The organism is Vogesella mureinivorans (genome assembly GCF_007644035.1).
GTDB lineage: Bacteria > Pseudomonadota > Gammaproteobacteria > Burkholderiales > Chromobacteriaceae > Vogesella > Vogesella mureinivorans.
This window is the reverse complement of sequence record NZ_VMTV02000047.1, coordinates 1-23558: the sequence shown is the minus strand read 5'-3', so window position 1 is coordinate 23558 and position 23558 is coordinate 1. Positions and strand designations below refer to the sequence as shown.

The following is a 23558-nucleotide window of genomic DNA, read 5'->3' as shown; positions in this document are numbered from 1 at the left end:
ATTATTCCAGCCCATAGCGCGTGAGCTTGCTGCGCAGGCCTACCCGCGACAGGCCCAGTTCTTCGGCGGCGCGGGTTTTGTTCCAGCGCTGGCGGGTAAGCGTTTCTTTCAGGATGCGTTGTTCCAGCGCCTCCAGCCGCGTTTTGAGGTCGCCCTCGATGCCGGCCAGAAACGCCAGCTCGGCCACTTGTTCTTCGGCGGCGGCTTGCAGCACCTCGGGCGAGAGCAGCTCGGCGCCCAGCGCGTCGCCATCGGCTAGCACCAGCATGCGGTTCAGCTCGTTGCGCAGCTGGCGCACATTGCCGGGCCAGCGGTACAGCCGCAGCGCGTCCAGCGTGGCCGGTAGCAGGGTGAGGCCGGGGCGCTGGTAGTGCTGGCGGGCTTCGTCCAGCAGCTTTTCGGCAATCAGTGGGATATCGGCTGGCCGTTCGCGCAGCGGCGGCACGGTCACGGCAAAGGCCGACAGCCGGTAGTACAGGTCTTCGCGAAAGCGCCCCTCGCGCACCAGCTCGGCCAGCTTGCGGTTGGTGGCCGATACCACGCGCACGTCTACTTTCAGCGGGCGCGGGCTGCCCACCGGGCGGATTTCGCCTTCTTGCAGCACGCGCAGCAGCTTGGCCTGGAAGGCGGGCGAGGTTTCGCCGATTTCATCCAGAAAAATGGTGCCGCCGTCGGCTTGTTGAAACAGGCCGACGTGGTCTTGGTAAGCGCCGGTAAACGCCCCGCGCTTGTGGCCGAACAGCTCGCTTTCCAGCAGCTGCTCCGGCATGGCGGCGCAGTTTTCCACCACAAAAGGGCGCTCGCGGCGGTGGCTGGCGTAGTGCAGCGCCCGCGCCAGCAGCTCTTTGCCCACGCCGGATTCGCCTTCTATCAGCACGGCAATGTCAAAGCCGGCCACGCGTTCCAGCAGCGCGCACACCTGGCCCAGCGGGCTGTCCGGTGCGCGGGTGATATTGGCCATGGCGTGGCGGGCTTTCAGCTCGCGGCGCTTGCCATCCACCCGGCTTTGCAGCCACGGCGCCGAGGTTTTCAGCTCTACGTTCAGCAGCTCGTTGTCCTGCTGCAGGCGGAACAGCTCGGCCGCGCCCTGTACGGTCAGCAGCAGGCTTTCCGGGTGCCAGGGCTTGAGCAGGTACTGATAAATGCCGGCTTCGTTCACGGCGGCGATGATGTCGGCGTTGTCGGTGTAGCCGGACAGAATGATGCGCACCACCTGCGGGTGGCGCTCGCGCACGCGGCGCAGCAGCGCCACACCGGTCATGTCCGGCATGCGCTGGTCGGTAACGATCACCTGGATGAATTCGCTTTCCAGGATGGCCAGCGCCTCGTCGGCGCTGCTGGCGGTAAACAGCGTGAAGTCGTCTTCCAGCGTGCGTTGCAGCGCTTCAAGCGAGCGGATTTCGTCGTCCACCAGCAAAACGGTAGCTTGGGGGCTCATGGCGTGTCTTTCTGTAGCATGGGCGTATTGTAGCGGGGCTTAGCAAATGCGCGGCAGCATCTCGCCGGCCAGCCAGTCCAGCAGGCGCTCGCCGCCAAACGGCGTGCGTACCCGCACAAAGTGGTGCGCATCGGCCACCACCTGGCCAATGTTGGCCGCATGGCGGCCCAGCGGGTGGGCGCGCAGCGCGGCTAGCGCGGCGTCGGCCTCGTGTGCCGGGCAGATGGCCACCAGCTTGCCCTCGTTGGCCACGTACAGCGGGTCCAGGCCCAGGAACTCGCAGGCGGCGCGCACCGCTGGCTGCAGCGGGATGGCGTCTTCCTGCAGCTGCATGCCCACGCCGGACTGGCGGGCGATTTCGTTCAGCGTGGTGGCCAGGCCGCCACGGGTGGGGTCGCGCATCAGGCGCAGGCCGGGGCTGGCCGCCATCAGCGCCGCCGCCAGCGTGTGCAGTGCGGCGCTGTCGGACACGATGGGGCTGGCAAAGCCCAGGTTTTCGCGCTGGCTCATCACCGCCATGCCGTGCTCGCCCAGGCTGCCGGATACCAGAATCGCATCGCCCGGCTGTGCCTGGCTGCCGCACAGCTGCACGCCGTCGGCCACCACGCCGATACCGGTGGTGTTGATGTACACGCCGTCGCCGTGGCCGCGTTCTACCACCTTGGTGTCGCCGGTCACAATGCGCACGCCGGCGTCGCGCGCGGCGGCGGCCATGCTGTGCACGATGCGCTGCAGCTCGGCCAGCGGCAGGCCTTCTTCCAGAATAAAGCCGGCGCTCAGGTACAGCGGCGTGGCGCCGCCCATGGCCAGGTCGTTTACCGTGCCGTGCACCGCCAGGCTGCCGATGTCGCCGCCGGGGAAGAACAGCGGCGAGATCACGTGGCTGTCGGTGGCCATGGCCAGGCGGCCGCCGGGCGGCGGCAGGATGGCCTGGTCATTGCCCTGCGCCAGGTAGTCGTTGCGAAAAGCCGGGGCGAACAGCTCGTCCACCAGCTGCGCCATGGCGCGGCCGCCGCTGCCGTGGGTCATGTCGATGCGGCCGTGGGTAAAGTCCAGCTTGCTGGTGGTGTGGCTCATGCCGGTTGCTCCTGCTGCGTGACAAAGCGGCCGTAGTGGTAGTGGGCGGCGCAGGCGCCTTCGCTGGACACCATGCAGGAGCCCAGCGGGTTATCGGGGGTACAGACAATGCCGAACACCTTGCAGTCTTGCGGCTGTTTTTGCCCGCGCAGGATGGCGGCGCACTCGCAGGCACGGTGGTCCGGCACGTGGCGGTAGGGCAGGGCAAAGCGCCGCTCGGCGTCGAAGTCGGCGTAGTCGGGGTGGATGGCCAGCGCCGACTGTGGCACCTGGCCCAGGCCGCGCCATTCAAAGGTTGGCCGCAGTACCAGCGTGTCGGCCACCACGGCACGGGCGGTGGCGTTGCCGTCCGGGGTAACGGCGCGGGTGAACTGCGTGGCCACACCGGCTTCGCCACGGTTGATGCGCGCTACCAGCATCAGCACCGATTGCAGTACGTCCAGCGGCTCGAAACCGGCAATCACCACCGGCTTGGCGTAGGCGTCGGCCACTGCCTGGTAGGGCGCGCTGCCAATGACGGTGCTGACGTGCGAGGGGCCGATGAAGCCGTCCAGCTGCACCGCGTCGCCAGCGGCCAGCAGGTGCTGCATGGCGGGCGGCGTCAGCACGTGGTTGCAGAACACGCTGAAGTTGGCCAGCCCTTCGGCGCGTGCCGTCTTCAGTGCCAGCGCGGTGGGCGGGGTGGTGGTTTCAAAGCCGATGGCAAAGAACACCACCTGGCGCGCCGGGTTGTCGCGGGCGATCTGCAGGGCGTCGGCGGTGGAATACACCATGCGCACGTCGCCGCCCAGCGCCCGCGCCTTGTACAGGCTCAGCTTGTTGCTGGCCGGTACGCGCAGGCAGTCGCCGTAGGTACAGACGATGGCGCCGTGCTGCAGCGCCAGCTCGATGGCGGAATCGATACGGCCAATGGGCAGCACGCACACCGGGCAACCGGGGCCGTGGATCAGCTGCACCGCCGCCGGCAGCAGGCCGGTCAGCCCGTAGCGGGCGATGGCGTGGGTATGGCCGCCGCAAAATTCCATCAGCCGGTAGCTGCGGCCTGGCTGTACCGCCTCGGCAATGCGCGCGGCCAGGCCGCGGGCCACGTCGCCACGGCGGAATTCGTCTACGTATTTCATGGCTGTTCCCCCTGCGGCAGCGCGGCCAGCTCGTGCATCAGCGCCAGGGTTTTTTCGGCCTCGGCGGCGTCCAGCCGGCCAATGGCGTAACCCACGTGCAGGATCACGTAATCGCCGGGCTGCACGCCCGGCACCAGGGCGACGGATACGTCGCGCATCACGCCGTCTACCTCGACACGGGCGTTATCGCCCGCCAGTAGCTCCGTTACTTTTACCGGCATGGCCAGGCACATGGGTCAGTCTCCTTGTTGGCCAGTACTTGCCGTGCTACCCAGGCCTGGCCCACGGCCAGCCCCCCGTCGCCGGCCGGCAGGGCCTGCGGGTGGTAGACGGCCAGACCGGCCTGTTGTAGTGGGGGCAGCAGGGCGGCCAGCAGCGTGCGGTTGGCAAAACAGCCGCCGCCCAGTGCCACCGTGCGGATGGTGTGGTTTTGCGCCGCCGCCAGCACCCAGCTGGCCAGTGCCGCCGCCAGCGTGGCGTGCCACAGGCTGGCGATGGCGGCGGCGTCGGGCTGGGCCAGCAGTTGCGGTAGTAGTGGCGTTAACTGCAACACGTTGGCCGCATCGATCTGCCAGCCGCCCGCCAGTGGCGCGGCGGGGCGGGCCAGTGCCTGTAGCCGCTGCGGCGCTTCGCCCTCGTAGCCTTGCTGCAGGCACACGCCGGCCAGCGCGGCCACCAGGTCGAAATAGCGGCCCATGCTGCTGCTGTACGGGGTGTTGATGCCGCGTGCCAGCTGCTGGCCCAGTAGCGGCCACGCCGGCTGGCTACCAAAGCGGCGTTCTGCCTCGTCGGCATGGCCGTGTTGCAGCAGCCAGGCGGCGGCCACGCGCCACGGTTCGCGCGCGGCGGCATCGCCACCGGGCAGCGCCAGCGGTGCCAGGTGGCCGATGCGCTGGCTGTGTGCGCCGTTTACCAGCAGCAGCTCGCCGCCCCAGGCGCCGCCGTCGTCGCCTACACCGTGGCCGTCCAGCGCCAGGCCCAGCACCGGGCCGTGCAGCTGGTGTTCGGCGCATACGGCGCCGATGTGGGCGTGGTGGTGGCCCACAGGTATCAGCGGCACCTTGGCCGCTGCGGCCAACTGTGCGGCCAGCTGGCTGGCAAAGTGCTCGCCGTTATCGCAGGCAATGGCCTGCGGCGGGTGGCCTGCGTGTAGCTGCAGCGCAGCCACGGCGTGCTCCAGCGCCAGGCAGGCGGCCGGGTGTGCCAGGTCGCCCACGTGGGCGCCAGGCAGCGCCGCGTTGCCGTACAGCAGCGCCGGGGCGTTTTTCAGGTAGCTGCCGGTGGCCAGCACGGTAGCGCCGTCGCCAGCCAGCGGCAGCACGTCCGGCACATAGCCACGGCTGCGGCGCAGCGTGGGCGTGCCCAGTGCGTCGACACGCAGTACGCTGTCGTCGCTGCGGGCGTGGATGCCGCGGTCGTGCAGCAAAAAGCCGTCGGCGATGCCGGCCAGCGCAGTGAGGGCGTCGTGGTTATCGATGGCCACCGGCGCGCCGCTGGCGTTGCCGCTGGTCATCACCAGCAGCATGGGCTGGGCGTGATCCAGCCAGCCGGTACCCGCTGGGCGGCTGGCGGCCTCGTGCCATAGCAGCAGGTGCAGTGGTGTGGGCGGCAGTAGCACGCCCAGCTCGGCCAGGCCCGGCGCCAGTGCATCCGGCAGCGCCAGCTCGCCGCGTGGCAGCAGCACGATGGGCCGCGCCGGGCTGGCCAGCAGCGCGGCGGCGGTGGCATCCAGCTGTACCACGCCGTGCAGGCTGGCCAGGTTGGCCGCCATCAGCGCCAGCGGCTTGGCCGGGCGGTGTTTGCGCTGGCGCAGGCGGGCGATGGCCGCAGCGTTGCGCGCGTCGCACGCCAGGTGAAAGCCGCCGCTGCTTTTTATGGCCACAATACCGCCGCCCTGCAGCGTGGCCAGCGCCAGTGCCAGCGGGTCGCCGGCTAGCGGCGTACCATCCGCGCCCAGGTAGTGCAGTTGCGGGCCGCAGGCCGGGCAGCAAGTGGGTTCGGCATGAAAGCGGCGGCTGGCGGGGTGGTGGTAGTCGGCATGGCAGGCCGCGCACAGCGCAAAGCCGGCCAGCGTGGTGGCGCTGCGGTCGTAGGGCAGGGCGCGGGTGACGCTGTAGCGTGGCCCGCACTGGGTGCAGTTGACGAAAGCGTGGCGCCAGTGGCGGCCATCGGGCTGGCACAGCTCGGCTAGACACGCGGCGCACGGTGCGCTGTCGGCGGGTAGCCGTACCTGCGCCGCGCTGCCTTCACTGGCGGCGATGACGAAATCCTGCCCGCCCTGCGCTGGCAGCGCGTGGCTAGTGAGGCTATCCACCTGTGCCTGCGGCGGCAGGCTGGCCAGCAGCTGCACGGCAAAGGCGTCCAGCTGCGCTGTCTTGCCTTCTATCTCGATCACCACCCCGCTGGCGTGGTTGGCCACGTGGCCGGCCAAACCCAGCGCGCTGGCCACGCACCACACGTGCGGGCGAAACCCCACACCCTGCACGCGGCCACGGGCGGTAAGGCAACGGCGTTGCAGCGTCATGCCTTAGCCCTGCGCCAGCCGGGCTTCCAGCGCGGCGACCTGGGCTTTTAGCGCTGCCAGCTGGTCCAGCTGGGTCTGGCGCTCGGCACGCTGGGCGCGCGCCTCGATCAAACCGTAGGCCAGCCATTGCAGCCAGGCGTCCATGCCCTCGCCGCTACGGGCGCTGAGCTGCAGCACCTCGATGGCGGGGTTCACGCGGCGGGCGTAGGCGATGCAGGCGTCCACGTTGAAATCCAGGTGCGGCAGCAGGTCGGTTTTGGTGAGCACCATCAGGCTGGCGGCGGCAAACATGTCGGGGTACTTCAGCGGTTTGTCCTCGCCTTCGGTGACCGACAGGATGGCCACCTTGTGCGCCTCGCCCAGGTCGAACGCCGCCGGGCACACCAGGTTGCCCACGTTTTCGATCAGCAGCAGGCTGTCGTCCTGCAGCGCCAGCGCGTCCAGTGCCTGGCCCACCATGTGCGCGTCCAGGTGGCAGCCTTTGCCGGTGTTGATCTGGATGGCCGGCGCGCCAGCGGCGCGGATGCGCTCGGCGTCGTGCGCGGTTTGCTGGTCGCCCTCGATCACCGCCAGCGGGGTGGAGGCGGCCAACCTGTGTACGGTTTCGGTCAGCAGCGTGGTTTTGCCGGAGCCGGGGCTGGACACCAGATTCAGCGCAAAAATGCCGCGCTCGGCCAGGCGGCGGCGGTTTACCGCGGCGTACTGCTTATTCTTGCCCAGAATGTCCTGCTCGATCTTTACCATGCGCGCCTGGCTCAGCCCCGGTGCGTGGGCGTGCGCCGGGCCCTGGCCGTAGTGGAGGCTGCCATCGGTTAGCTGCACCGGTGCGCTGTCGGCCGCTTCGGGCTGGGCGGCAGGCTGGGCGTGCGTGTGGCTGTGATCATGATGGTGCGGGTGATCATGCGGGTGATCGTGGTCATGATGGTGGTGATGGCCGTGTGCGTGGCCGCCGGCGCGGCGCGGGCGGTACGGGTATTTCACGGCCGGTTTCTGGCCCTCGATGCTGACATTGCCTTCGGCGCAGCCACAAACGGTACACATGGGTGGGTCCTTTCTTGTTCTGTTCGGTGTTGTGTTTTTTTGTGCAGGCGGTAACGGTGCTGGCAGGGCTTATTCCACCTCTAGCTCCGCTACGCGCAGTTCTGTGCCGCCGGTAACCTGTACCTGGTGGCGGCCGCAGCAGGGGCAGGCGTCAAAGCGCGCGTGGATGGCCACCTCCTGGCTGCAGGCCAGGCACCAGCCACGGCCTGGCTCGCGCAGCAGGTGCACCTGGGCGCCATCGGCCAGGCTGCCGCGCAGTACCACCTCGAGGCAGAAGGTGAGCGCTTCGGGCTCCACGCCGGCCAGCTCGCCTACCTGTAGCCAGATCTGTTTCACGCGGCTGAACTGCTGCGCCTGCGCGTGTTCTTCCAGCAGCTGCACGATGCCTTCGGCCAGCGACATTTCATGCATGAGCGTGTTCCTTATTATCGAAGCCCGCTAGTGTAAAGCTGACACAGGGGTCAATGAGCAATAGCCGGCGGGTAATCTGTGCGCTGTCACCGTTGGCCGCAGCCTGCACCATGCAGCCGGCGGGGTGGGTGTGCCATAGCGTAGGCGGCAGCACGCGGTAATGGCTGATGCGGCCGTCTGGCCCCAGTGTGGCCAGGTGCAGTAGCGGGCCGCGTGCGGTGTCTACCCGCGCCAGGCCACTGCCGGCCAGCGGGCTGGCGCAGGCGTGCGGTGGCACGCCCAGCAGGGCGTCGGCCAAAGCCAAGAGCCGCGCCAGCAGGCGCGCGGCGCTGGTGTGGCCGGCGTGCAGCCACGGTTGCAGCACGCTGTGGTAGCGCGCCAGCGCGCCGGTTTCCACTGCCTGGCCGTGCCAGGCGGGGTGGGGGCCGGCCAGCCAGTGTGGCGCCGCCGCCAGCTGCCGGCTGTCGGGTAGCGCCAGCAGCGCCGGTGCGGGCTCGGCAGGCTGTTGCAGCAAGACCTGCAGGGCGCGGGCGGCCGGGCTGTGGCCGCTGGCGGCCCACTTTTGCCAGCCGGCCAGGCCGTATTGCCGCCAGGCGCGGGTGCGGGTGCCAAACACGCTGTGCTCGGCCAGCACGGCGCAGTCGGCCAGCGTGCGGGCCTGGCCCAGTGCCGCCAGGCAGCGCGGGTCGGGGGCCTGGCCGCAGGCGGGGGCCCAGTCCAGCAGCCAGCGGCGCAGCGTTTCGCGGATGGCTTCCTGGCGCACGCTGTCCAGTGCGTTGCCGTCTGCTGCGGCGGCCTGCCCGCTGGCGCAGGCGAGCGCCAGGCGTGCCGCCAGGCTTTGCGCGTGGCTGCACAGGGCAAACAGGCGGCCGGCCAGCGCACAGGCGTCGTCGGCGCTGCGGCCGATGAACAGCTGCTCTGCGGCCAACCTGGGCCAATGCAGCTGCGCCTGGCCGTGCTGGCCGTGCTGGCGCAGCAGCGTGATGCTGTCGCGGCTCATGTGCCTAGCCCGAACAGGCGGCGCCGGCTCAGGTCCGGCCCTGGCGGCGCGGCGGGTGGCGGTGGTACTTCGAACAGCAGGCGCAGTACTTCGTGCGCGGTGTCGCGCGCGCTGTCGTGGTCGGCAAACTGCGGCAGCGGTGAAAACAGCGAGCACATCAGGTAGGGGCCGATGGCGGCTTCATGGCCGGGGATAAACGGCATGGCGCCTTCCGGCAGCACCACCAGCACTTCTTCCCCGGGCTGGCTGGCGGGCAGCGGGGCGTCGCCGGGCAGGATCATCAGGTTGATGAACCACGGGGTAATCAGGGTACCGACCCACCAGCCCTGATACGGGCGAAACCCCACGGCCTGCACGCGGATGGCCGGGTTCAGGATGGGGATGCCCTGCATGCGCGTGGCGTGGATCAGGCCATAGACCGCCTCCAGCTCGAAGCTAGGGTCGTGCGGCCAACCTTGCCGCACTGCCGGCGCGTTCATGGCAGCACCATGAACTGGCTGTGCGCGCCGTCGCACACCGGGCAGCGCCAGTGTTCGGGCAGCGCGCTAAACGGCGTGCCGGGCGGGATCTGCCATACCGCGTCGCCCTCGGCCGGGTTGTATACCCACCAGCAGATCTTGCATTCCAGCCGTGCGTCGTCGGCCAGGCGGTCTTCGTGGCCCAGAAAGCTGCCTTCAAAGGTGTTCATGCGGGCTGCTCCAGGCTGAGCCAGTCCAGTGCTTCTTGCAGGCGCTCGATGGCATCGGCGATGTCGTCGGCGGCGGCCAGGGCCACTTCGGGCATGCGGGTGATTTCCAGCGTGTCCAGCAAAATGGCGTTCATGCCGTTGAAGTACTGCACCCGCCACACGTTTTGCAGGCGGGTGGCCATCACGCGGCATTTGCCGTAGCCGCGCGAGAACACGCCGCTGTTGCCGCCGCCCAGGTTGGCATCGATATAGGCCATGTCTTCGGGCGTCATCGGCAGCAGGCTGAAGTTGATCACGTGGTCTTCGTCGCCGTCCTGGTAGGCGGCCACGCACTCGGCGATTTCGGCCAGCACGGCCGGCGCGTTCATCAGCGCCACGCCTGCCGGGTCGAATGGCGTCAGCTCGCGGCTGCCAAAGGCCCGTGCCTGTTGCCACACGGCAGCGGGGATGGCACAGGCTTCGATGCGGTCGGCCAGGGGTTGGCCGCTGGCGTCCAGCTCCAGCACGCGCCATACGCCGGCAAAGACCGATTCCTGTATCAGCAGCTCGTGGCCGTTGCTGCAGCGCACGCGGGCGCTGACTTCGCCTTCGCCCAGCAGCTGGCTGATCAGTGTGCGCTCGTCGCGGCCCAGGCCGTTCAGCAGTAGCGACGGGCTGGGCTCGCTGTGGCCGTCCCAGGCGTGCATGCGCTGGATCAGCTCGGCTACCAGCGCCTTGGCGTCTTCCAGGTGGGCGGTTTCTTCGGCGGTGGGCAGGTAGGGCATGTCGAAGCCGTCCAGCTCGCGCGGCAGCGGCATGTAGTTCAGGTCCGGGTCAACCGGCTGCGAGCCGGGGCCGATGCCGATTACCGGAATGGGAAAGGCCTTGGGCAGGGTAAAGGTGCTCATTGGCAGGCTCCGCTGGTGTGGCTGGTAACAGGAATGCCGATTGACGGCGGGCGGCGTACCGGCGCGGCCAGCAGCTCGGCAAAGCGGTGTACCACGTCTGGCCAGTCCATCAGCCCGACAATCACGCCGGTGTAGCCGCCGTCACGCAGGAAGACCAGCGCCGGGTATTTCAGTACGCCAAAGCGGCTGGCCAGCGTGCGGCTGGCGGCCGGGTTGGCCCAGCAGATGTGCGGGGCGCTGCCGGGCAGGCTTTTTAGCACCTCGGGCACGATGATGGCGTTGTCGGCCACCTCGGGGTGCTGGTGCGGGTCGGCGTTCAGCATCAGCACCAGCTGCGGGTGGGCGGCGGCCAGCGTATCCAGGTTGGCCGCATCGGTTTCGCTGTAGCCCAGCGCGGCCAGGCGGCTGGCGACGGTGTCGAAGGTGGGGATATACGATTGCATGGTGGGTGGCCTTGCGTTGTCAGCTTGATGGGGGGGTGGGTGTCAGCAGCGCCTGCAGGTGTGGCGGCAGCTGCGGCTCGCGGTGGTGCAGGTCGGCAAAGTGTTGTTCTGGCTGGTAGTGGCCGGCCAGTGCGGCTTCCAGTGCGGTGATGGCCGCCAGGATGTGGGCGGCGCGGGTGTCGTCCAGTAGCTCGCGCGCGGCGCCGGTGAACACCAGTAGCCACTGGCCGGCGGCCACCTCGCCCAGCAGGCGGGTGTCGATGTCGACCAGGCTGCCATCGCGGTCGCGGCAACGGGCGCTAAACCAGCCGGGGCTGACTACTTGCATCGGGGTGCCCATGCACATCAGCGCGGCTCCTCGTTAAACAGTACGCGGGCGTCGCCCACACGGCAGGCGCTGTCGGCGGCCGGGCGTTCTGCTTCGTAGCGGCTGATATCCAGGCTGCCGTGGTTTAGCCGGCTGCCGTCGTCCGGGCGCGCGCTGGCCTGTACGCCCCATGCGGCCAACGTTTGCACGGCCATGTCCAGCGCGGCGGGCAGCTGCGCGCGTACGGCGGGCGACAGGCTGCCGCCGTAGTCTTCCAGCTCTACCGGCTGCATGCCGATGAGGGTGATGGCGGTGGGCAGGGCGTTTTTCAGGTCGGCCAGGGCCAGCACTTCGGAAAACCCGGTCTGGTGCAGGCTCATTTTCTTGGCGGTAAGGTAGGCGGGCACGGCATCGTCGTGGTAGGCGCGCAGGGTGCCGGGCGGCAGGCCAAAATCGATGGCGTCCAGAATCAGCAGGTGGTCGGCGGCTTCGACATAGGGCAGCAGCAGCAGGCCCTGGGTGCCGCCGTCGATCACCTCTACGTGGGCGGGCAGGTCGTAGCGGGCGTACAGCGCTTCGGCGCAGCGTACGCCAAAGCCTTCATCGGCCCATAAAAGGTTGCCCAGCCCCAGTACCACGATATGCGGCGTTGACATGATGTGTGTTCCGGCCTGTTACAGAGGCCGTTACATATACAAAGGGCGTGCCAGCTTTGTGTTTATGCCAGCGCGGGGCAAGTGGCTGATTTATATGGGCTTGCCGGGTGGTTGGCCGCGCGGGTAGTGATGGGGTGTAAGGGTTCTTTCCATTTTGCTTGGTCTGGTTGGAAAGAAAGTTTCCGCTGATGGCGGCCTAGCGGTAGCGTGCCGTCAGCCGCTGTACCCAGCTACGCTGTTGCAGCTGGCGAAAGCTGGCCTGATAGCGCGCTACCTGGGCGGCGGCGGTGCCGGGGCTAAAGGCGATATACAGCGGCTGCGACAGCCCCGGTAGCGTAAAAGCCGCCTGCAGCTGGCGGCTATCCAGCCCGGCCTGGGCGCTGCGGTAGCGCAGCACCACCTGGTTGGAAAACGGCAGCAGGTCGATGCGGCGGGCAAACAGCTTGCGGATATTGCTCAGGTCGTCGCTGCTTTCCTGCAGGTTCTGCCCCACGACAAAGCCCTGCTGCAGCAGGTATTGCATTTTGACATCGCCAGCGGTGGCACCCAGCTGCCAGACGCGTGCTTCGTCCAGGTTACGGGCGCTGATTTCCCGCCGCGTGGCCAGGCGCCAGACGGTGACATCATTGGGGGCGATTTCCCCTATCCAGCCAAATTGTTTTTCGCGCTGTGGCGTGCGTGCCAGGCAGAAAATCATCACCCCCGGCGTGGTTTCGGCCATCTGGTAGGCGCGTGCCCAGGGCAGAAAGCGGATGTCCAGCACATCGCCGTTCTGCCTGGCCAACTGGCGGGCGGTTTCCAGGGCAATGCCCCACGGCTGCGGGCTGGCACTCTGGAAGGGGGGAAACTCGGTGGTCACTGCCGTGATGGTAGCCGCACAGGCAGGGGCACAAAGCAGCAGGGGGAGCAGGCGGGTGAGCACGGTAGGCGGGCATGGTGGCAGGTAAACGGGGTTTCATGACTCTAGCGCGCTATGCCTGCGTCGTTAAGTGCTTTGGGCCGGCAGGCTTGAAATTTATTGAAGTTTGCAAATAAATGGTGTTTTACGCGGCATTTGTTGCCTTATATGGATGGACTATTTATTGCCCTGCTTACCGCGCCCCCCTAAGCTGTAGTACCAGCATTGTGGTGTCAACATCATGAACATACCTGTACTGCAAGCCTTGTCCCTGCTGCACCGCTGCAGCACCGCCGCCTTGGGCACCCACTCGCAGGCGGTGCCTGGCTACCCCTTTGTGACCGTGTTGCCGTTTGCCCCCGGCCCGGACCACAGCCCGTGGCTGTTGATGAGTGCGCTGGCCGAGCATAGCCGCAACGCCCTGGCCGACCCCCGTGTCAGCCTGCTGCTACAAGCCCCTGCCGACGATGTGCTGCAGCAGGCCCGCATGACACTGGTGGGCGAGCTGCAGCAAGCAACGCCAGACGCCGCCCTACAGGCCCGGCTGCTGCGCTATTGCCCCGAGTTTGAGCAGTATCTGGCGCTGGGGGATTTCAGCTTTTACCGCCTGTCATTGCGAGCGCTGCGTTTTATTGGTGGCTTTGGCCACATGGGCTGGTTACAAGCACCTGCCTGGCAGGCCATGCCGCAGCTGGATCTGGCTGCCGAGGCGGCCATGCTGCCCGCGCTGGCCGCCCCGGGGCCGCACGTTAGCGTGCTGGGGGCCGATTGCCATGGTGTGGATTACCGCGTGCACGGGCTACGCCAGCGGCTGGATTTTGGCGAAGCGGTGCCGGCCGGGCAGCTGCTGGCGCGTACACAGGCAGCCTTGGCCGCTGGCGAGTTGCGCTAATGGTACATAGCCGGGAGGTAATGTAGTGGCTGCAGGATAAATACGGCATACTAAAAATACAGTTTAAGATTTATCGGTTCATTTAAAACAAAAAAACATAAAATGAGGTGAGTATGAGCCAGAAAATCAGGCTGGACCGCTGGTTTTGGCAGTCTTTCCTGCGCACGGCACTGATTCCCCTGCTGGTGATCGAGTTAGGGTTCTTGCTGATCTACTGGGTGAGCGCCCAGATGATCTATCTGGATAACAGCCGTACGGTAGGCGATGTATCCAAAGCCCTGATGCCGCGAGAAGTCCAGGCCGAGGCGCGCGCGCTGTCCGAGCGCCTGAACGCCGTGTCGGGCATCACCGGGCTGTTTGCCAGCCAGACAGGGCGTGCCCTGCAAACCCCCTACACCCCCGGTGCCGACGAGCTGGCGCGCTACCAGCGCACGCCAGGCGGTGCGCTCATTACCACCCGTGACAATGGCGGCGCGGCTGCCTACTACAGCGGTATCGTGCCGCTGGGCCCGCAGCAGCAGCAAACCATCCACCGTAGCGTGCAGCTGGACCCCATTCTGAAAGATGTAAAAGCGGCCAACCCGCTGATCGCGCAGGTCTACCTGAATACCAAAGACTCCTACAACCGCATCTACCCCTATTTTGATGTGAAAGGCCAGTACCCGGCCAAGATGGATATCCCGTCGTACAACTTCTATTACGAAGCCGACGGCAAACATAACCCGGCACGCAAACCGGTATGGACCGACGCCTACCTGGACCCGGCAGGGCAGGGCTGGATGGTGTCGTCCATTGCCCCGGTATGGCAGGGCGATACCCTGCAAGGCGTGGTGGGCATCGACATTACCCTGCAAACCGTGGTGGACGAGCTGCTGGCGCTGGATCTGCCCTGGGGCGCTTACGTGATGCTGATCGGGCGCGATGGCACCATCCTGGCGCTGCCACCTCAAGGCGAGCACGACTGGGGGCTGCAAGAGCTGGGCAAGCACAGCTATACCGAGGCCATTCGCCAGAACGTGTTCAAGCCCGAGAAATACCGCATCGACCTGCACCCGGCAGGCAAAAAGCTGGCGGCCTTGATCCAGCAGAGCCCTTCGGGTATCACCACGGCCCCCTTGCAGCACGGCCAGCGCGAAGTTGTTGCCTGGTCGCGCGTAGCCGGCCCGAACTGGACCCTGCTGATGGTGGCAGAAGAGCCCGCTATCTTGGCCGAGGCCGAGCGGCTGCACCAGCGCATGACCACCATAGGCTGGTTCATGCTGGCTGGGCTGCTGGCGTTCTATGCCATATTTTTTGTGCTGCTGGCGCGCCGTGCACGCCAGATGAGCCAGCGTGTGGTGGCGCCGCTGGCCAGCTTCCAGCAGGCGGTCGAGCAGATCGGCGCCGGGCACTACCGTACCGCCATTGCCCAGCAGCCTATTGCTGAGCTGGATGCCCTGGGCCAGCACATTGGCCAGATGGCGCTGCAGCTGGAGCACGCCGCCAGCGTAGAAGAACAAGCCCGCCAGCAAATGCAAAAAGCCCTGGCCACCGAAAAACAGATCAACCAGCAACAGCAGCAATTTATCGAGGTGCTGTCGCACGAGGTGCGAACGCCACTGGCACAGATAGATTCGGTTGCCCAGGCGCTGCAGCGCCGCGGAAGCAGTACCGACGCCGACACGCTGAAAGCCCGCCTGGGGCTGATCCGCGATGCCGGCGAACGCTTGGGTGCCATGCTGGACCGCAGCCTGCTGGCGCTGCTGCCGGTAAGCGACAGCCACGCGCCGCGGCTGCCCGTGGCCATGCCCGCGCTGCTGGATAGCCTGATGGCCGACGGCCTGACCAACCTGCGCATACAACGCCAGCTGGATGCGCCCGTCAGCCCGGCCGTGCCGGAAGCCCTGCTGCGCGCCGTGGTGCAAGAGCTGCTGCACAATGCGGCCAACCATGGCGGCGGTGCCTTGCACGTGGCCACCAGCCGGCAAGGCAATGAGTGGCTGTTGCAAGTCAGCGATGGTGGCGCGGCACTGCCCGCCGACGAGCTGGCGCTGCTGTTGCAGCCGTTTTACCGCCGCAGTAGTGACCGTGCCATAGGCAGCGGCCTGGGGCTGACCATGGTGGCGCGCTTTGTCACCGAAATGGGTGGGCGCCTGCAGCTGGATAGCGCGGAAGGCGCAGGGCTGATCGTGTCCGTCTACCTGCCGCTGCCGGAGACTGACCATGTCTGAGCAAAAAACCGTACTGTGTGTAGAAGACGACAACACCATCCGCATGCTGATCTGTGAGGAGCTGGCCTTTGCCGGCTACCAGGTGCTGCAGGCGCGAGATGGTGCCGAAGGGCTGGACATGGTGCGCCAGCATAGCCCCGACCTGGTGGTGTGCGATATTTCCATGCCGCGCATGAACGGCTTTGACCTGCTGGAAGCCGTGAACCTGAACGACGACGACCCGGTGCCCTTTATCATGCTCACCGCGCTGGGCGACCGCCAGAACCAGATACGTGGGCGCGAGCTGGGGGTGGTGGACTACCTGGTCAAGCCGGTGGATTTTGACCTGCTGCTGGCGGCCGTGGCTGCGCGCATCAAGCGCCGCCGCCATTCCGATACCTTTGCCGACGCCAGCGGGCAGTTTCTGAGCCGCCCGCTGCTACTGGAAAGGCTGGAAGCCGCCCGGCGCGTGGTGGCACCGGTGAGCGTGATCCTGGCCAAAATCGACAGTTTTCTGGGTTTGTCCATTCGCCTGGCCCCACACGAACAGCAGCTATTACGCAGCCAGGTACACGCCCGGCTATCGCAGCTGGCCGAGTCGGGCAAGGTGTACGGCTGGGCCGATGGCTGCTGGGCGCTGATCGAGCGCACCGACACCCAGGCTGGCGATATACCAGCCAGCATGCAGCGCCATGAAATCATGGTGGGCGGGGTAATGGTGAACTACACCTTCAGCATGCTGCGCATCCAGGTGGACTGGACTTCGCCCGAGCTGCGCCGGCTAGACGCCAGTGCGCTGGTAGAAGCCTGCGCGCTGCACCTGAACTTCATGAGTGCCGGTAACGCGCGGCGCTTTATTTATCTGGGCAATGCGGACTACCACGCGCTGGAAGCCGCCCGCTATGCCGAGCGCAACCTGGCCGAAGCCATACGCAATGGCGATCTGGAGCTGGTGTTTCAGCCGCGGGTGGATATTGCCAGCGGCAGCATCGTGGGGGCAGAGGCGCTGCTACGCTGGCCAGGCTCGGCCATTGGCGCGCTGTCGCCAGGGTTTTTTGTCCCCGCTGCCGAGCGCATGGGTCTGGCCGCCGAGCTGGACCGCTGGGTGATCAGCCGCATGCTGCAGGCGGTGCGCCATATGGTGCAGCGCTCGCCCCATACCGTGTTGTCGTTCAATCTGTCCGGGCAAAGCCTGGGTGCCGGTGTGCCAGCCTACCTGAGCGACTGCCTGAAAGACGATGCCCAAGGCCTGGCGGCCAACCTCGAGATAGAGGTGACCGAAACCTCCATGGCGCACCTCACGCCCGAGGTGGAGCAGGCCATCGCCCGGCTGCGCGAGATGGGTACCAAGCTGGCCGTAGACGACTTTGGCATGGGCTATGCCTCGCTGGCCTACCTCAAGCGCCTGCGGGCCGAGGTCATCAAGATCGACCGCAGCTTTGTCACCGACATTGCCCGGCAAGAAATCGACGCTCAGATTGTAGAAGGCCTTATCGGCCTGGCCCGCGCCATGGGCTGCACCGTGGTCGCCGAAGGCGTAGAAACCGCCGTGCAGGCTGAAGCGCTATTGCACTTGGGTTGTCGCTATGCGCAGGGCTATTATTTCTATAGACCCATGCCACTAGACGAACTCCTTGCCCTGCTGGAGACGCCATGAACGCCATTCCCCCCGGCTGGTTGCCGGCACTGCCGGCATTGAACCAGCTCAGCACGGCCATCTGGCTTTATCACTTCAGCCAGCAAACCATCGTGTGGGCCAACCGGGCCGCGCTAAAACTGTGGGACGCGCCAGATCTGGAGGCACTGCAGCAGCGCGACCTGAGCATGAGCAGCGAAAGCGGCCGTTTACGCCTGCAGGGCTACCAGGCCGCGTTTGCCCGCCACGAAACCGTGCGCGAAACCTGGACCATCTACCCGCGTGGCCGCCCGGTACAGCTGCACTGCCACTGTGCACAGCTGGATGTGGCCGTGCCGGACATCATGCGCGTAGAAGCCAGCGAGCTGAATTTTGAAACCCAGGTGTCGCGCTCGGTAGAAATGCTGCGCCACGTGCGCGAAATGGTCACCCTGTACGACCTGCACGGCAATGTGCTGCTGCGTAACCCCGCGGCGCAGGCCTATTTGCCGCAGGCAGATGACGCCTTTGCGGCCAACCTGCACAGCCCCGCCATCGCCCGCGAGCTGCGCACGGCGGTGTCGGAAAGCCGCTCGGTACGCCGTATCGTGGAGGTGAACCTGGCCGACGGCAGCACCACCCGCCACCAGATGCAGCTGGTCGAGGTCGCCGACCCGGCCACCGGCGACCAGGCGCTGCTGGTAAGCCAGCACGATGTGGGCGACCGCGAAAAACTGCTGCAGCTGCAGCGCGAGCGTAGTGAAGAGCTGCAGAGCATTCTGGACGCGCTGCCGCTGCCCATGGTGATTTCCGAGCTGGAAGGCGGGCGCATACGCTATGCCAACCGGCTGGCCATCGAGCTGTACGGCATGTGGCTGGGCAGCAGTGGTGATTTGTCGCCGGTATCGCTGGGCTTGTACGAAAAGCCGGAAGACCGCACGCGCTTTCTGGACCTGCTGCAGCTGCAGGGCATGGTGTCCGACTTTCAGACCGTGCTGCGCGACCGCCAGCAGCAGCGTTTTGACGCCAGTCTCACCGGCTGCCTGGTGGACTACCGTGGCATTCCCAGCATTCTGGTCAGTGTGCTGAATATCTCGCACATCCGCGAGCGCGAGCGTTCGCTGGAAGCCACCCTGCAGCACGAGCGCGAGCTGATGGAAATGCAGCGGCGCTTTGTCTCCATGGTGTCGCACGAGTACCGCACGCCGCTGGCGGTAATAGACGGCATTGCCCAGCGCATCCTGCGTAGCCCCGGCCAGTTTACCTGCGACATGCTGCACGAGCGGGTGCAGCGCGTGCGCGATATGGTGGCGCACATGGTGACGCTGGCAGACAGTGTGCTAACGCTTAACCGGCTGGAGTCGGGCCAGATCCGTGTCGAGCACGTGCCGGTGCGGCTGCTGCCGCTGGTCAGCGAGCTGGTAGAACTGAACCAGGCCATTTACCCGGACTGCCATATCGAGCTGGACGCCCAGGCCGAAGTGGCACTGCAGGTAGAGGGCGATATGGAGCTGTTGCGGCTGATTTTCTCCAACCTGATCAACAACGCCATCAAATACTCGCCGCGCTGGCAGCGCGTGGCACTGACCCTGCGCCAGGAGGGGGAAACGGTAAAAGTCTCGGTGCGCGACTGGGGCGTGGGCGTGCCGGAAAGTGAGCAAGGCCGGCTGTTTACGCGGTTTTTCCGCGCCAGTACCGCGCAAGGGATCCCCGGCTGCGGCATTGGCCTGGCGCTGGTCAAAGAGCTGGTGCAGATGCACCACGGCGCCATCGAGCTGGAAAGCAGCGAGGGCAACGGCGCCATGTTCACCGTGACGCTGCCGCTGCGCCAGCCGGATTAGCTGGCGCGGGCATCGACTTTGTTGCACAAATCAGGGCTTGTGTCTGCCCGGTAAAATGACGGCATGAGAAAGCCCCCCAAGTACCAACCCATCAACTGGCAGGCCTGCAACCAGTCCCTCAAGCAACTAGGGCAGCTCTTTTTCTGGCTCGACAAAGGCATGAACTGGCAGGCTCATGCCACCGGCAAGCGGAGGCTGCAGCCAACTTTCTCTGATCTGCCATCCAGTTCTGTCTCACTATCAAGTGCCTCTTTGGACTGGCTTTACGCCAAGCCACAGGCACGGTTCAAAGCATGTTGTACCTGGCTGGACTTGACTCGGCGGTTCCCGACAGTCTGTATGGGATAAGTCCGTTTGGGGGGGCTCGGCTTTCAACTGATTTGTGCAACAAAGCTACCCTTACTCGACCTTCCGCCAATACAGTGAATTCAGCTGATATTTCCAGATACGGTTCCGCTCGGCTTCGTAATACCAGGCATAGGCCATGCCATCGTCGGTTTCGTCCCATGATTGGCCATGATCCGTGCTGATGAGCGTAATGTTGTCTTGTAATGACCCACTAAAAACCTGCACAGGTCATAATCCACACAGGAGCATGTGATGAGTATGACCATGGAAGACGACATCAAACGCTGGACCGCCAAGCGCAAAGCCGCGCTGGTGATGGAGATCATTCAAGGCAAGAGCACGGTAGCCGAAGCCTCTCGCGCCTTCGACCTGGCCCCCTCCGAGATCGAAACCTGGGTCGATGAGGCCAAGCGCGGCATGGAGAATGCTCTGCGTGCCAAGCCGATGGACATACGTGAGCAGTACGAAAAACAGCTCAAAGAGCTGCAGGAAGCCTACGGCGAAGCCATGCTGGAGCTACGTGCCCGAAAAAAGCTGCAGTCTCTGCTGGGCGAGGACGACAAGTAGTCCACCTCGTCCGGCAGGGACTGGCAGACGACGGCATTCAGGTGCCTATCAGCAAGCTGTGCCGCTGGTTCGACGTGCCGCGTCGCACGCTGTACTACCGTCCGCAAAAGGCTGCGCCCAAGCTGCAGCCGCAGCTGGTCGAGCCCATTAAAGAGATGATTGAGGAGAATCCCTCATTCGGCTACCGCACCGTGGCAGGCCTGCTGGGCATGAATAAAAACACTGTGCAGCGCATCTTTCAGCTCAAAGGCTGGCAGGTGAAGAAGCGTCCGGTCGGCTTCCGCCCGCGTGTGCAAGCCCTGCCATCGGTGGCGGCTGAGCCCAACCAACGCTAGGCGACAGACCTGTGCCGCATCTGGGCCGGCAAGGATGGCTGGTGCCATTTGGCGTTGGTGATTGACTGCTGCACCCGCGAATTGCTGGGCTGGCATCTGTCACGCAGTGGCAAGTCCAAAACAGCCGAATCGGCGCTGGAACACGCGCTGATCAACCGCTTTGGCTGCCTGGGGCGGGTACCGCAACGCTTCCTGCTGCGCAGCGACAACGGCTTGGTGTTCACCAGTCGCAGCTACATCGCGCTGGTGAAAAGCTACGGTTTGCAGCAGGAGTTCATCACGCCGTACACGCCGGAGCAGAACGGGATGGTGGAGCGGGTGATCCGCACCTTGAAAGAGCAGTGCGCGCATCGGCACCGCTTTGAAAGCCTGGCGCACGCCAGCCGGATGATTGCCGACTGGATCGGGTTCTACAACCACCGGCGCCCGCACCAGGCTTTGGGGATGAAGACGCCGGCGATGGCGTATCAATTAGCAGCCTGACCTGTGCAGAAAGGGCTGGGTCATTACACCGCCGCCGACGTTGAGCAGGATTTCCTCTTTCGCCGCGATGGTGATGCGGTCTTTGCACGACGTCACCGTCACGTCCTTATCCGCCGTCAGCTCCAGCGCGTCGCTTTGCGCCTGAATCTGCACCTTCCCCTTCGCCGCAATCAGCTTCAGGCTGACTTTGTCTTTTACCCCCGCCACAAACAGGCTGATGTGCTGGCCTACGTTGTGCAGCCAGCGGCGGCCGCTGGTCTGGTTGGTGTCGCTCTGGGCGATGTGGTCGAGGTTGCTGCCGGCGGCCAACGTTGTTGATGTACTGCTCGTGGAGGCCTTCGGCCTACTGGGCGTCGATCAGCGTCGGAATAAAGTAGATAATCGGTTCGACGGTAATCACGATGCCGACCAGCAGTATCTCGGGCAGCTCGATACCGATTTCAGTGCCTTATTCGCCGCCTTTCTCGGTAAAGTTCTTTTGAATTATAAACATTTGTCATTTTCAATAACACATTCTAATGTTTTTGGTGTTTTCTTTTTTGCCTTTTTTATTTTTGAAGAAAGATTTTCTTGATTTCTGCAAATGTAAAAATCATTATTTTTTATGGAGATTACTATGTAGCCATCGATTAGTGATCCTCTAGTTTCTTCTTCGCTGTATTTGTAGGCTGCATAAAATTTTCCATTTACCTTTGTTATTATTGGCGGGTAAATATTGTTACAGTTCGAATAGTCGTCGATGTCGCCTTGCTCGAAGAAAATGACTTTGTATTCTTTTTCTTGTAGTATTATGGAGCAGGATGGTGTTTTTTTTCCGTATTGAATGTACTGCATAAAAATGGGTGTGCTGATAGTAGTGCTTATTGCTTTTGATGCAATTATTTTTATCGGTTGGCGTTTCTCAATGTCAATGTCGTTATTTGAGTTTGCGGTTGCAAATTTTACGATTAGCACTGTAAATAAAATTAGTTTTCTCATGTTGATCATTAATCTTTCTTCTCGGTTGCTGTTCTTGCGATTTTTTCCATTTGAGCAGGGGTCAGGCCAAATGCTTTTTTCTTGAATGGCTTCTTTTCAATTAGATCTAAGAATCGTTTATAACCTAGAGCAGATTCTTCTTTATTCTTTTTTGTTCCAGATCGCTTGCTATTTGGATCGTGCCAGTATCCCCAAGCAAATGCACTACGCGGATTGTTAAAGGCGATACTGTCATCAAGATGATATTTATCAGCAGAGAGTGCTTTTTTTGCTTCCTCGGGCATGTGCTCACGTAGTGCAGCTAAACTTTTGCATGCGCCTAGATTTAATGCGTCGTAGCAGTTTTTTAATAAAGATTTTCTGTGCTCAAACCCATTGAGGCCACCATTTATTGTAATGGTTATCGCAATAAAGTCGTTTGGGTCAGCCAAATTGTTTATGTTGAGTGTGCTACCATTTGTCCAGAACCATCCGGCAGAGTCAGTTGCTAAATCTTCTGCTTCAAGTTGGATCTTGTTATTCTCTAAAAGATTTTTTCCTATGTATTTGCCGTATTTGTCATAATTTGCCTTCCATGTTATTTGAATTAGCCCCCTTCCTTTATATCCGTCATATATATTGCTCTCCAGCACACCTTTGGGTAGTATTTCTGCTGTGTAACTCAAGCAGCCTGATTCGTGACCAATTTGTGCCAAAAACTGCATGCGACGCATGCAGGTGTTGATTTCATATTTATTGAAAGCGCTGTTTATATGAGGTAGAAATCGCTCCAAAATAGATATTTTCTGACCTGGGTAGCATTCTGTTAATTCCTCTATGGTTATGTTCCTATTGCATGTGCAATCAATTTTTACTCTTTCGTAATGTGTGTGATTATTATTGGGGCTTGCTTTTGTTTTATTCTTCATCATTAAATATCCTTTTGCTTCCTGGTTGTAGATCCTCTTTGAGTTCCTGTTTTTTCATGTTTTTACTGATTGTGAAAATCTCTTTTGTTGCAGCATAGATACGTTGAGTGTATCCATTTTCATCTGTTGTGCCTTGGTACATTAATCCTGTTTTTGTTTGTAACTTGTACTTGAAGTTTGCGACTGGCTCTCCAGCAGTGTCCAAAATTTGATACTGAATACTGCTGTCGTGTGTTTCCTTGAACCATGGCATTGGTATCCCCAGAGAAGTCCCCCCACTCACCTCATGCTTGGCGCCTTTCACGCTCACGGTACCAGGGCAGTGCACCTCGATATTGCCGCCGCTCATGCGGATGTAGGCGCCGCCGCCGACGTTGAGCAGGATTTCCTCTTTCGCCGCGATGGTGATGCGGTCTTTGCACGACGTGACCGTCACGTCCTTATCCGCCGTCAGCTCCATCGCGTCGCTTTGCGCCTGAATCTGCACTTTGCCCTTTGCCGCGATCAGTTTCAGGCTGACTTTGTCTTTTACCCCCGCCACAAACAGGCTGATGTGCTGGCCTACGTTGTGCAGCCAGCGGCGGCCGCTGGTCTGGTTGGTGTCGCGCTGGGCGACGCTGTCGATATTGCTGCCGGCGGCCAGGGTCAGGCTGTTGTCGGTGGCGGCGGCCAACCCTGCCGGGGCGCTGAGGATGAGCAGCGGCTGCTGGCCGGCTTGATCTTTGGCGGTGTTGCCGTTTGCGTCAGTGTTGCTGCCGGCTTCCCAGGCGCGCAGCGCAGCGGCGTGGTGCTGCAGGTGGCCGTCGGTTTTTTGGGCCCCTTTGCTGTTGTCGGGCTTGATTTCCTCGGGGCCGGTTTCCTGCCGGTCGGCGAGCTGGGCGCTGGCGGTGTCGGCCAGGCTTTGCGCCAGG

Annotated in this window: 25 protein-coding genes and 2 pseudogenes; 8 read left to right on the top strand and 19 right to left on the bottom strand. The window is 63.7% G+C overall.

Features of this window, described 5'->3' with window-relative positions:
• Position 1: 1 nt before the first annotated feature.
• The 15 genes from FLQ44_RS01170 to FLQ44_RS01100 all read right to left on the bottom strand — a co-directional run bounded on the left by FLQ44_RS01170 (position 2) and on the right by FLQ44_RS01100 (position 12515).
• Positions 2–1438: a sigma-54-dependent transcriptional regulator gene (locus FLQ44_RS01170; protein ID WP_147692689.1), complete on the bottom strand. Its 1437-nt coding sequence runs from the start codon at positions 1436–1438 to the stop codon at positions 2–4.
• Between the two features lie 39 nt (positions 1439–1477).
• Positions 1478–2515, bottom strand: coding sequence for a hydrogenase expression/formation protein HypE (hypE, locus tag FLQ44_RS01165; RefSeq protein WP_147692688.1), 1038 nt, complete (start codon positions 2513–2515; stop codon positions 1478–1480).
• Positions 2512–3636, bottom strand: a complete 1125-nt coding sequence (hypD, locus tag FLQ44_RS01160) for a hydrogenase formation protein HypD (RefSeq protein WP_147692687.1) — start codon at positions 3634–3636, stop codon at positions 2512–2514. Before hypD ends, hypE begins: the two co-directional genes overlap by 4 nt.
• Positions 3633–3869 carry a HypC/HybG/HupF family hydrogenase formation chaperone gene (locus FLQ44_RS01155; RefSeq protein WP_147692686.1) on the bottom strand — a complete coding sequence of 79 codons (237 nt, stop codon included), beginning with the start codon at positions 3867–3869 and terminating at the stop codon, positions 3633–3635. Before FLQ44_RS01155 ends, hypD begins: the two co-directional genes overlap by 4 nt.
• The gene (gene hypF, locus FLQ44_RS01150; RefSeq protein WP_147692685.1) at positions 3848–6160 is read right to left on the bottom strand and encodes a carbamoyltransferase HypF; all 2313 of its coding nucleotides are present in this window, start codon (positions 6158–6160) and stop codon (positions 3848–3850) included. The genes FLQ44_RS01155 and hypF overlap by 22 nt, the downstream gene beginning before the upstream one ends.
• Before the next feature lie 3 nt (positions 6161–6163).
• Entirely contained in the window at positions 6164–7201 is a 1038-nt protein-coding gene (gene hypB / locus FLQ44_RS01145; RefSeq protein ID WP_147692684.1) for a hydrogenase nickel incorporation protein HypB, read from the bottom strand.
• 69 nt (positions 7202–7270) lie between these two features.
• On the bottom strand, positions 7271–7612 hold the full coding sequence (gene hypA / locus FLQ44_RS01140; protein WP_206208603.1) for a hydrogenase maturation nickel metallochaperone HypA: 342 nt from the start codon (positions 7610–7612) through the stop codon (positions 7271–7273).
• A complete protein-coding gene (locus FLQ44_RS01135; RefSeq protein ID WP_147692683.1) occupies positions 7605–8612 on the bottom strand; it encodes a hypothetical protein in 1008 nt (335 codons plus the stop codon). Before FLQ44_RS01135 ends, hypA begins: the two co-directional genes overlap by 8 nt.
• Positions 8609–9091, bottom strand: coding sequence for a [NiFe]-hydrogenase assembly chaperone HybE (gene hybE / locus FLQ44_RS01130; RefSeq protein ID WP_147692682.1), 483 nt, complete (start codon positions 9089–9091; stop codon positions 8609–8611). The genes FLQ44_RS01135 and hybE overlap by 4 nt, the downstream gene beginning before the upstream one ends.
• Positions 9088–9300, bottom strand: coding sequence for a rubredoxin (locus tag FLQ44_RS01125; RefSeq protein WP_147692681.1), 213 nt, complete (start codon positions 9298–9300; stop codon positions 9088–9090). The genes hybE and FLQ44_RS01125 overlap by 4 nt, the downstream gene beginning before the upstream one ends.
• Positions 9297–10187 (bottom strand): hydrogenase expression/formation protein, encoded by an 891-nt coding sequence (locus FLQ44_RS01120; RefSeq protein WP_147692680.1) that lies wholly within the window; start codon positions 10185–10187, stop codon positions 9297–9299. Before FLQ44_RS01120 ends, FLQ44_RS01125 begins: the two co-directional genes overlap by 4 nt.
• A complete protein-coding gene (locus tag FLQ44_RS01115; protein WP_147692679.1) occupies positions 10184–10630 on the bottom strand; it encodes a thioredoxin domain-containing protein in 447 nt (148 codons plus the stop codon). Before FLQ44_RS01115 ends, FLQ44_RS01120 begins: the two co-directional genes overlap by 4 nt.
• Before the next feature lie 19 nt (positions 10631–10649).
• Complete coding sequence (locus FLQ44_RS01110) at positions 10650–10976, bottom strand: HypC/HybG/HupF family hydrogenase formation chaperone (RefSeq protein WP_147692678.1); 327 nt, start codon at positions 10974–10976, stop codon at positions 10650–10652.
• On the bottom strand, positions 10976–11593 hold the full coding sequence (gene hybD / locus FLQ44_RS01105) for a HyaD/HybD family hydrogenase maturation endopeptidase (protein ID WP_147692677.1): 618 nt from the start codon (positions 11591–11593) through the stop codon (positions 10976–10978). The genes FLQ44_RS01110 and hybD overlap by 1 nt, the downstream gene beginning before the upstream one ends.
• Positions 11594–11789: 196 nt before the next feature.
• Positions 11790–12515: a substrate-binding periplasmic protein gene (locus FLQ44_RS01100; RefSeq protein WP_170252704.1), complete on the bottom strand. Its 726-nt coding sequence runs from the start codon at positions 12513–12515 to the stop codon at positions 11790–11792.
• 217 nt (positions 12516–12732) lie between these two features.
• Here FLQ44_RS01100 and FLQ44_RS01095 point away from each other — a divergent pair, with 217 nt between their 5' ends.
• The 8 genes and pseudogenes from FLQ44_RS01095 to FLQ44_RS23990 all read left to right on the top strand — a co-directional run bounded on the left by FLQ44_RS01095 (position 12733) and on the right by FLQ44_RS23990 (position 20761).
• The gene (locus FLQ44_RS01095) at positions 12733–13383 is read left to right on the top strand and encodes a HugZ family pyridoxamine 5'-phosphate oxidase (RefSeq protein ID WP_147692675.1); all 651 of its coding nucleotides are present in this window, start codon (positions 12733–12735) and stop codon (positions 13381–13383) included.
• Positions 13384–13496: 113 nt separating this feature from the next.
• A complete protein-coding gene (locus tag FLQ44_RS01090; protein WP_147692674.1) occupies positions 13497–15593 on the top strand; it encodes a sensor histidine kinase in 2097 nt (698 codons plus the stop codon).
• Entirely contained in the window at positions 15586–17229 is a 1644-nt protein-coding gene (locus FLQ44_RS01085; RefSeq protein WP_147692673.1) for an EAL domain-containing response regulator, read from the top strand. The genes FLQ44_RS01090 and FLQ44_RS01085 overlap by 8 nt, the downstream gene beginning before the upstream one ends.
• Positions 17226–19028 (top strand): sensor histidine kinase, encoded by a 1803-nt coding sequence (locus tag FLQ44_RS01080; protein WP_147692672.1) that lies wholly within the window; start codon positions 17226–17228, stop codon positions 19026–19028. Before FLQ44_RS01085 ends, FLQ44_RS01080 begins: the two co-directional genes overlap by 4 nt.
• Before the next feature lie 63 nt (positions 19029–19091).
• Positions 19092–19360 (top strand): annotated as a pseudogene (locus tag FLQ44_RS24255) (transposase); the annotation flags it as partial.
• 268 nt (positions 19361–19628) lie between these two features.
• Positions 19629–19943: a DUF1153 domain-containing protein gene (locus FLQ44_RS01070; protein ID WP_026108223.1), complete on the top strand. Its 315-nt coding sequence runs from the start codon at positions 19629–19631 to the stop codon at positions 19941–19943.
• 41 nt (positions 19944–19984) lie between these two features.
• The gene (locus FLQ44_RS23995; RefSeq protein ID WP_206208602.1) at positions 19985–20278 is read left to right on the top strand and encodes a hypothetical protein; all 294 of its coding nucleotides are present in this window, start codon (positions 19985–19987) and stop codon (positions 20276–20278) included.
• 9 nt (positions 20279–20287) lie between these two features.
• Positions 20288–20761, top strand: a complete 474-nt coding sequence (locus tag FLQ44_RS23990; protein WP_338117447.1) for an integrase core domain-containing protein — start codon at positions 20288–20290, stop codon at positions 20759–20761.
• 27 nt (positions 20762–20788) lie between these two features.
• On the opposite strand, the pseudogene FLQ44_RS01060 reads toward FLQ44_RS23990, so the two are convergent.
• From FLQ44_RS01060 to FLQ44_RS01045, 4 genes and pseudogenes are all read right to left on the bottom strand, one after another.
• A pseudogene (locus FLQ44_RS01060) lies at positions 20789–21097 on the bottom strand (DUF2345 domain-containing protein); the annotation flags it as partial.
• A 147-nt stretch (positions 21098–21244) separates the two neighbouring features.
• Positions 21245–21748: a hypothetical protein gene (locus FLQ44_RS01055; RefSeq protein WP_147692671.1), complete on the bottom strand. Its 504-nt coding sequence runs from the start codon at positions 21746–21748 to the stop codon at positions 21245–21247.
• On the bottom strand, positions 21748–22650 hold the full coding sequence (locus FLQ44_RS01050; protein WP_147692670.1) for a glycoside hydrolase family 19 protein: 903 nt from the start codon (positions 22648–22650) through the stop codon (positions 21748–21750). Before FLQ44_RS01050 ends, FLQ44_RS01055 begins: the two co-directional genes overlap by 1 nt.
• A partial coding sequence (locus tag FLQ44_RS01045) for a DUF2345 domain-containing protein (protein WP_147692669.1) occupies positions 22637–23558 on the bottom strand: 922 nt, incomplete at its 5' end. The genes FLQ44_RS01050 and FLQ44_RS01045, both read right to left, overlap by 14 nt.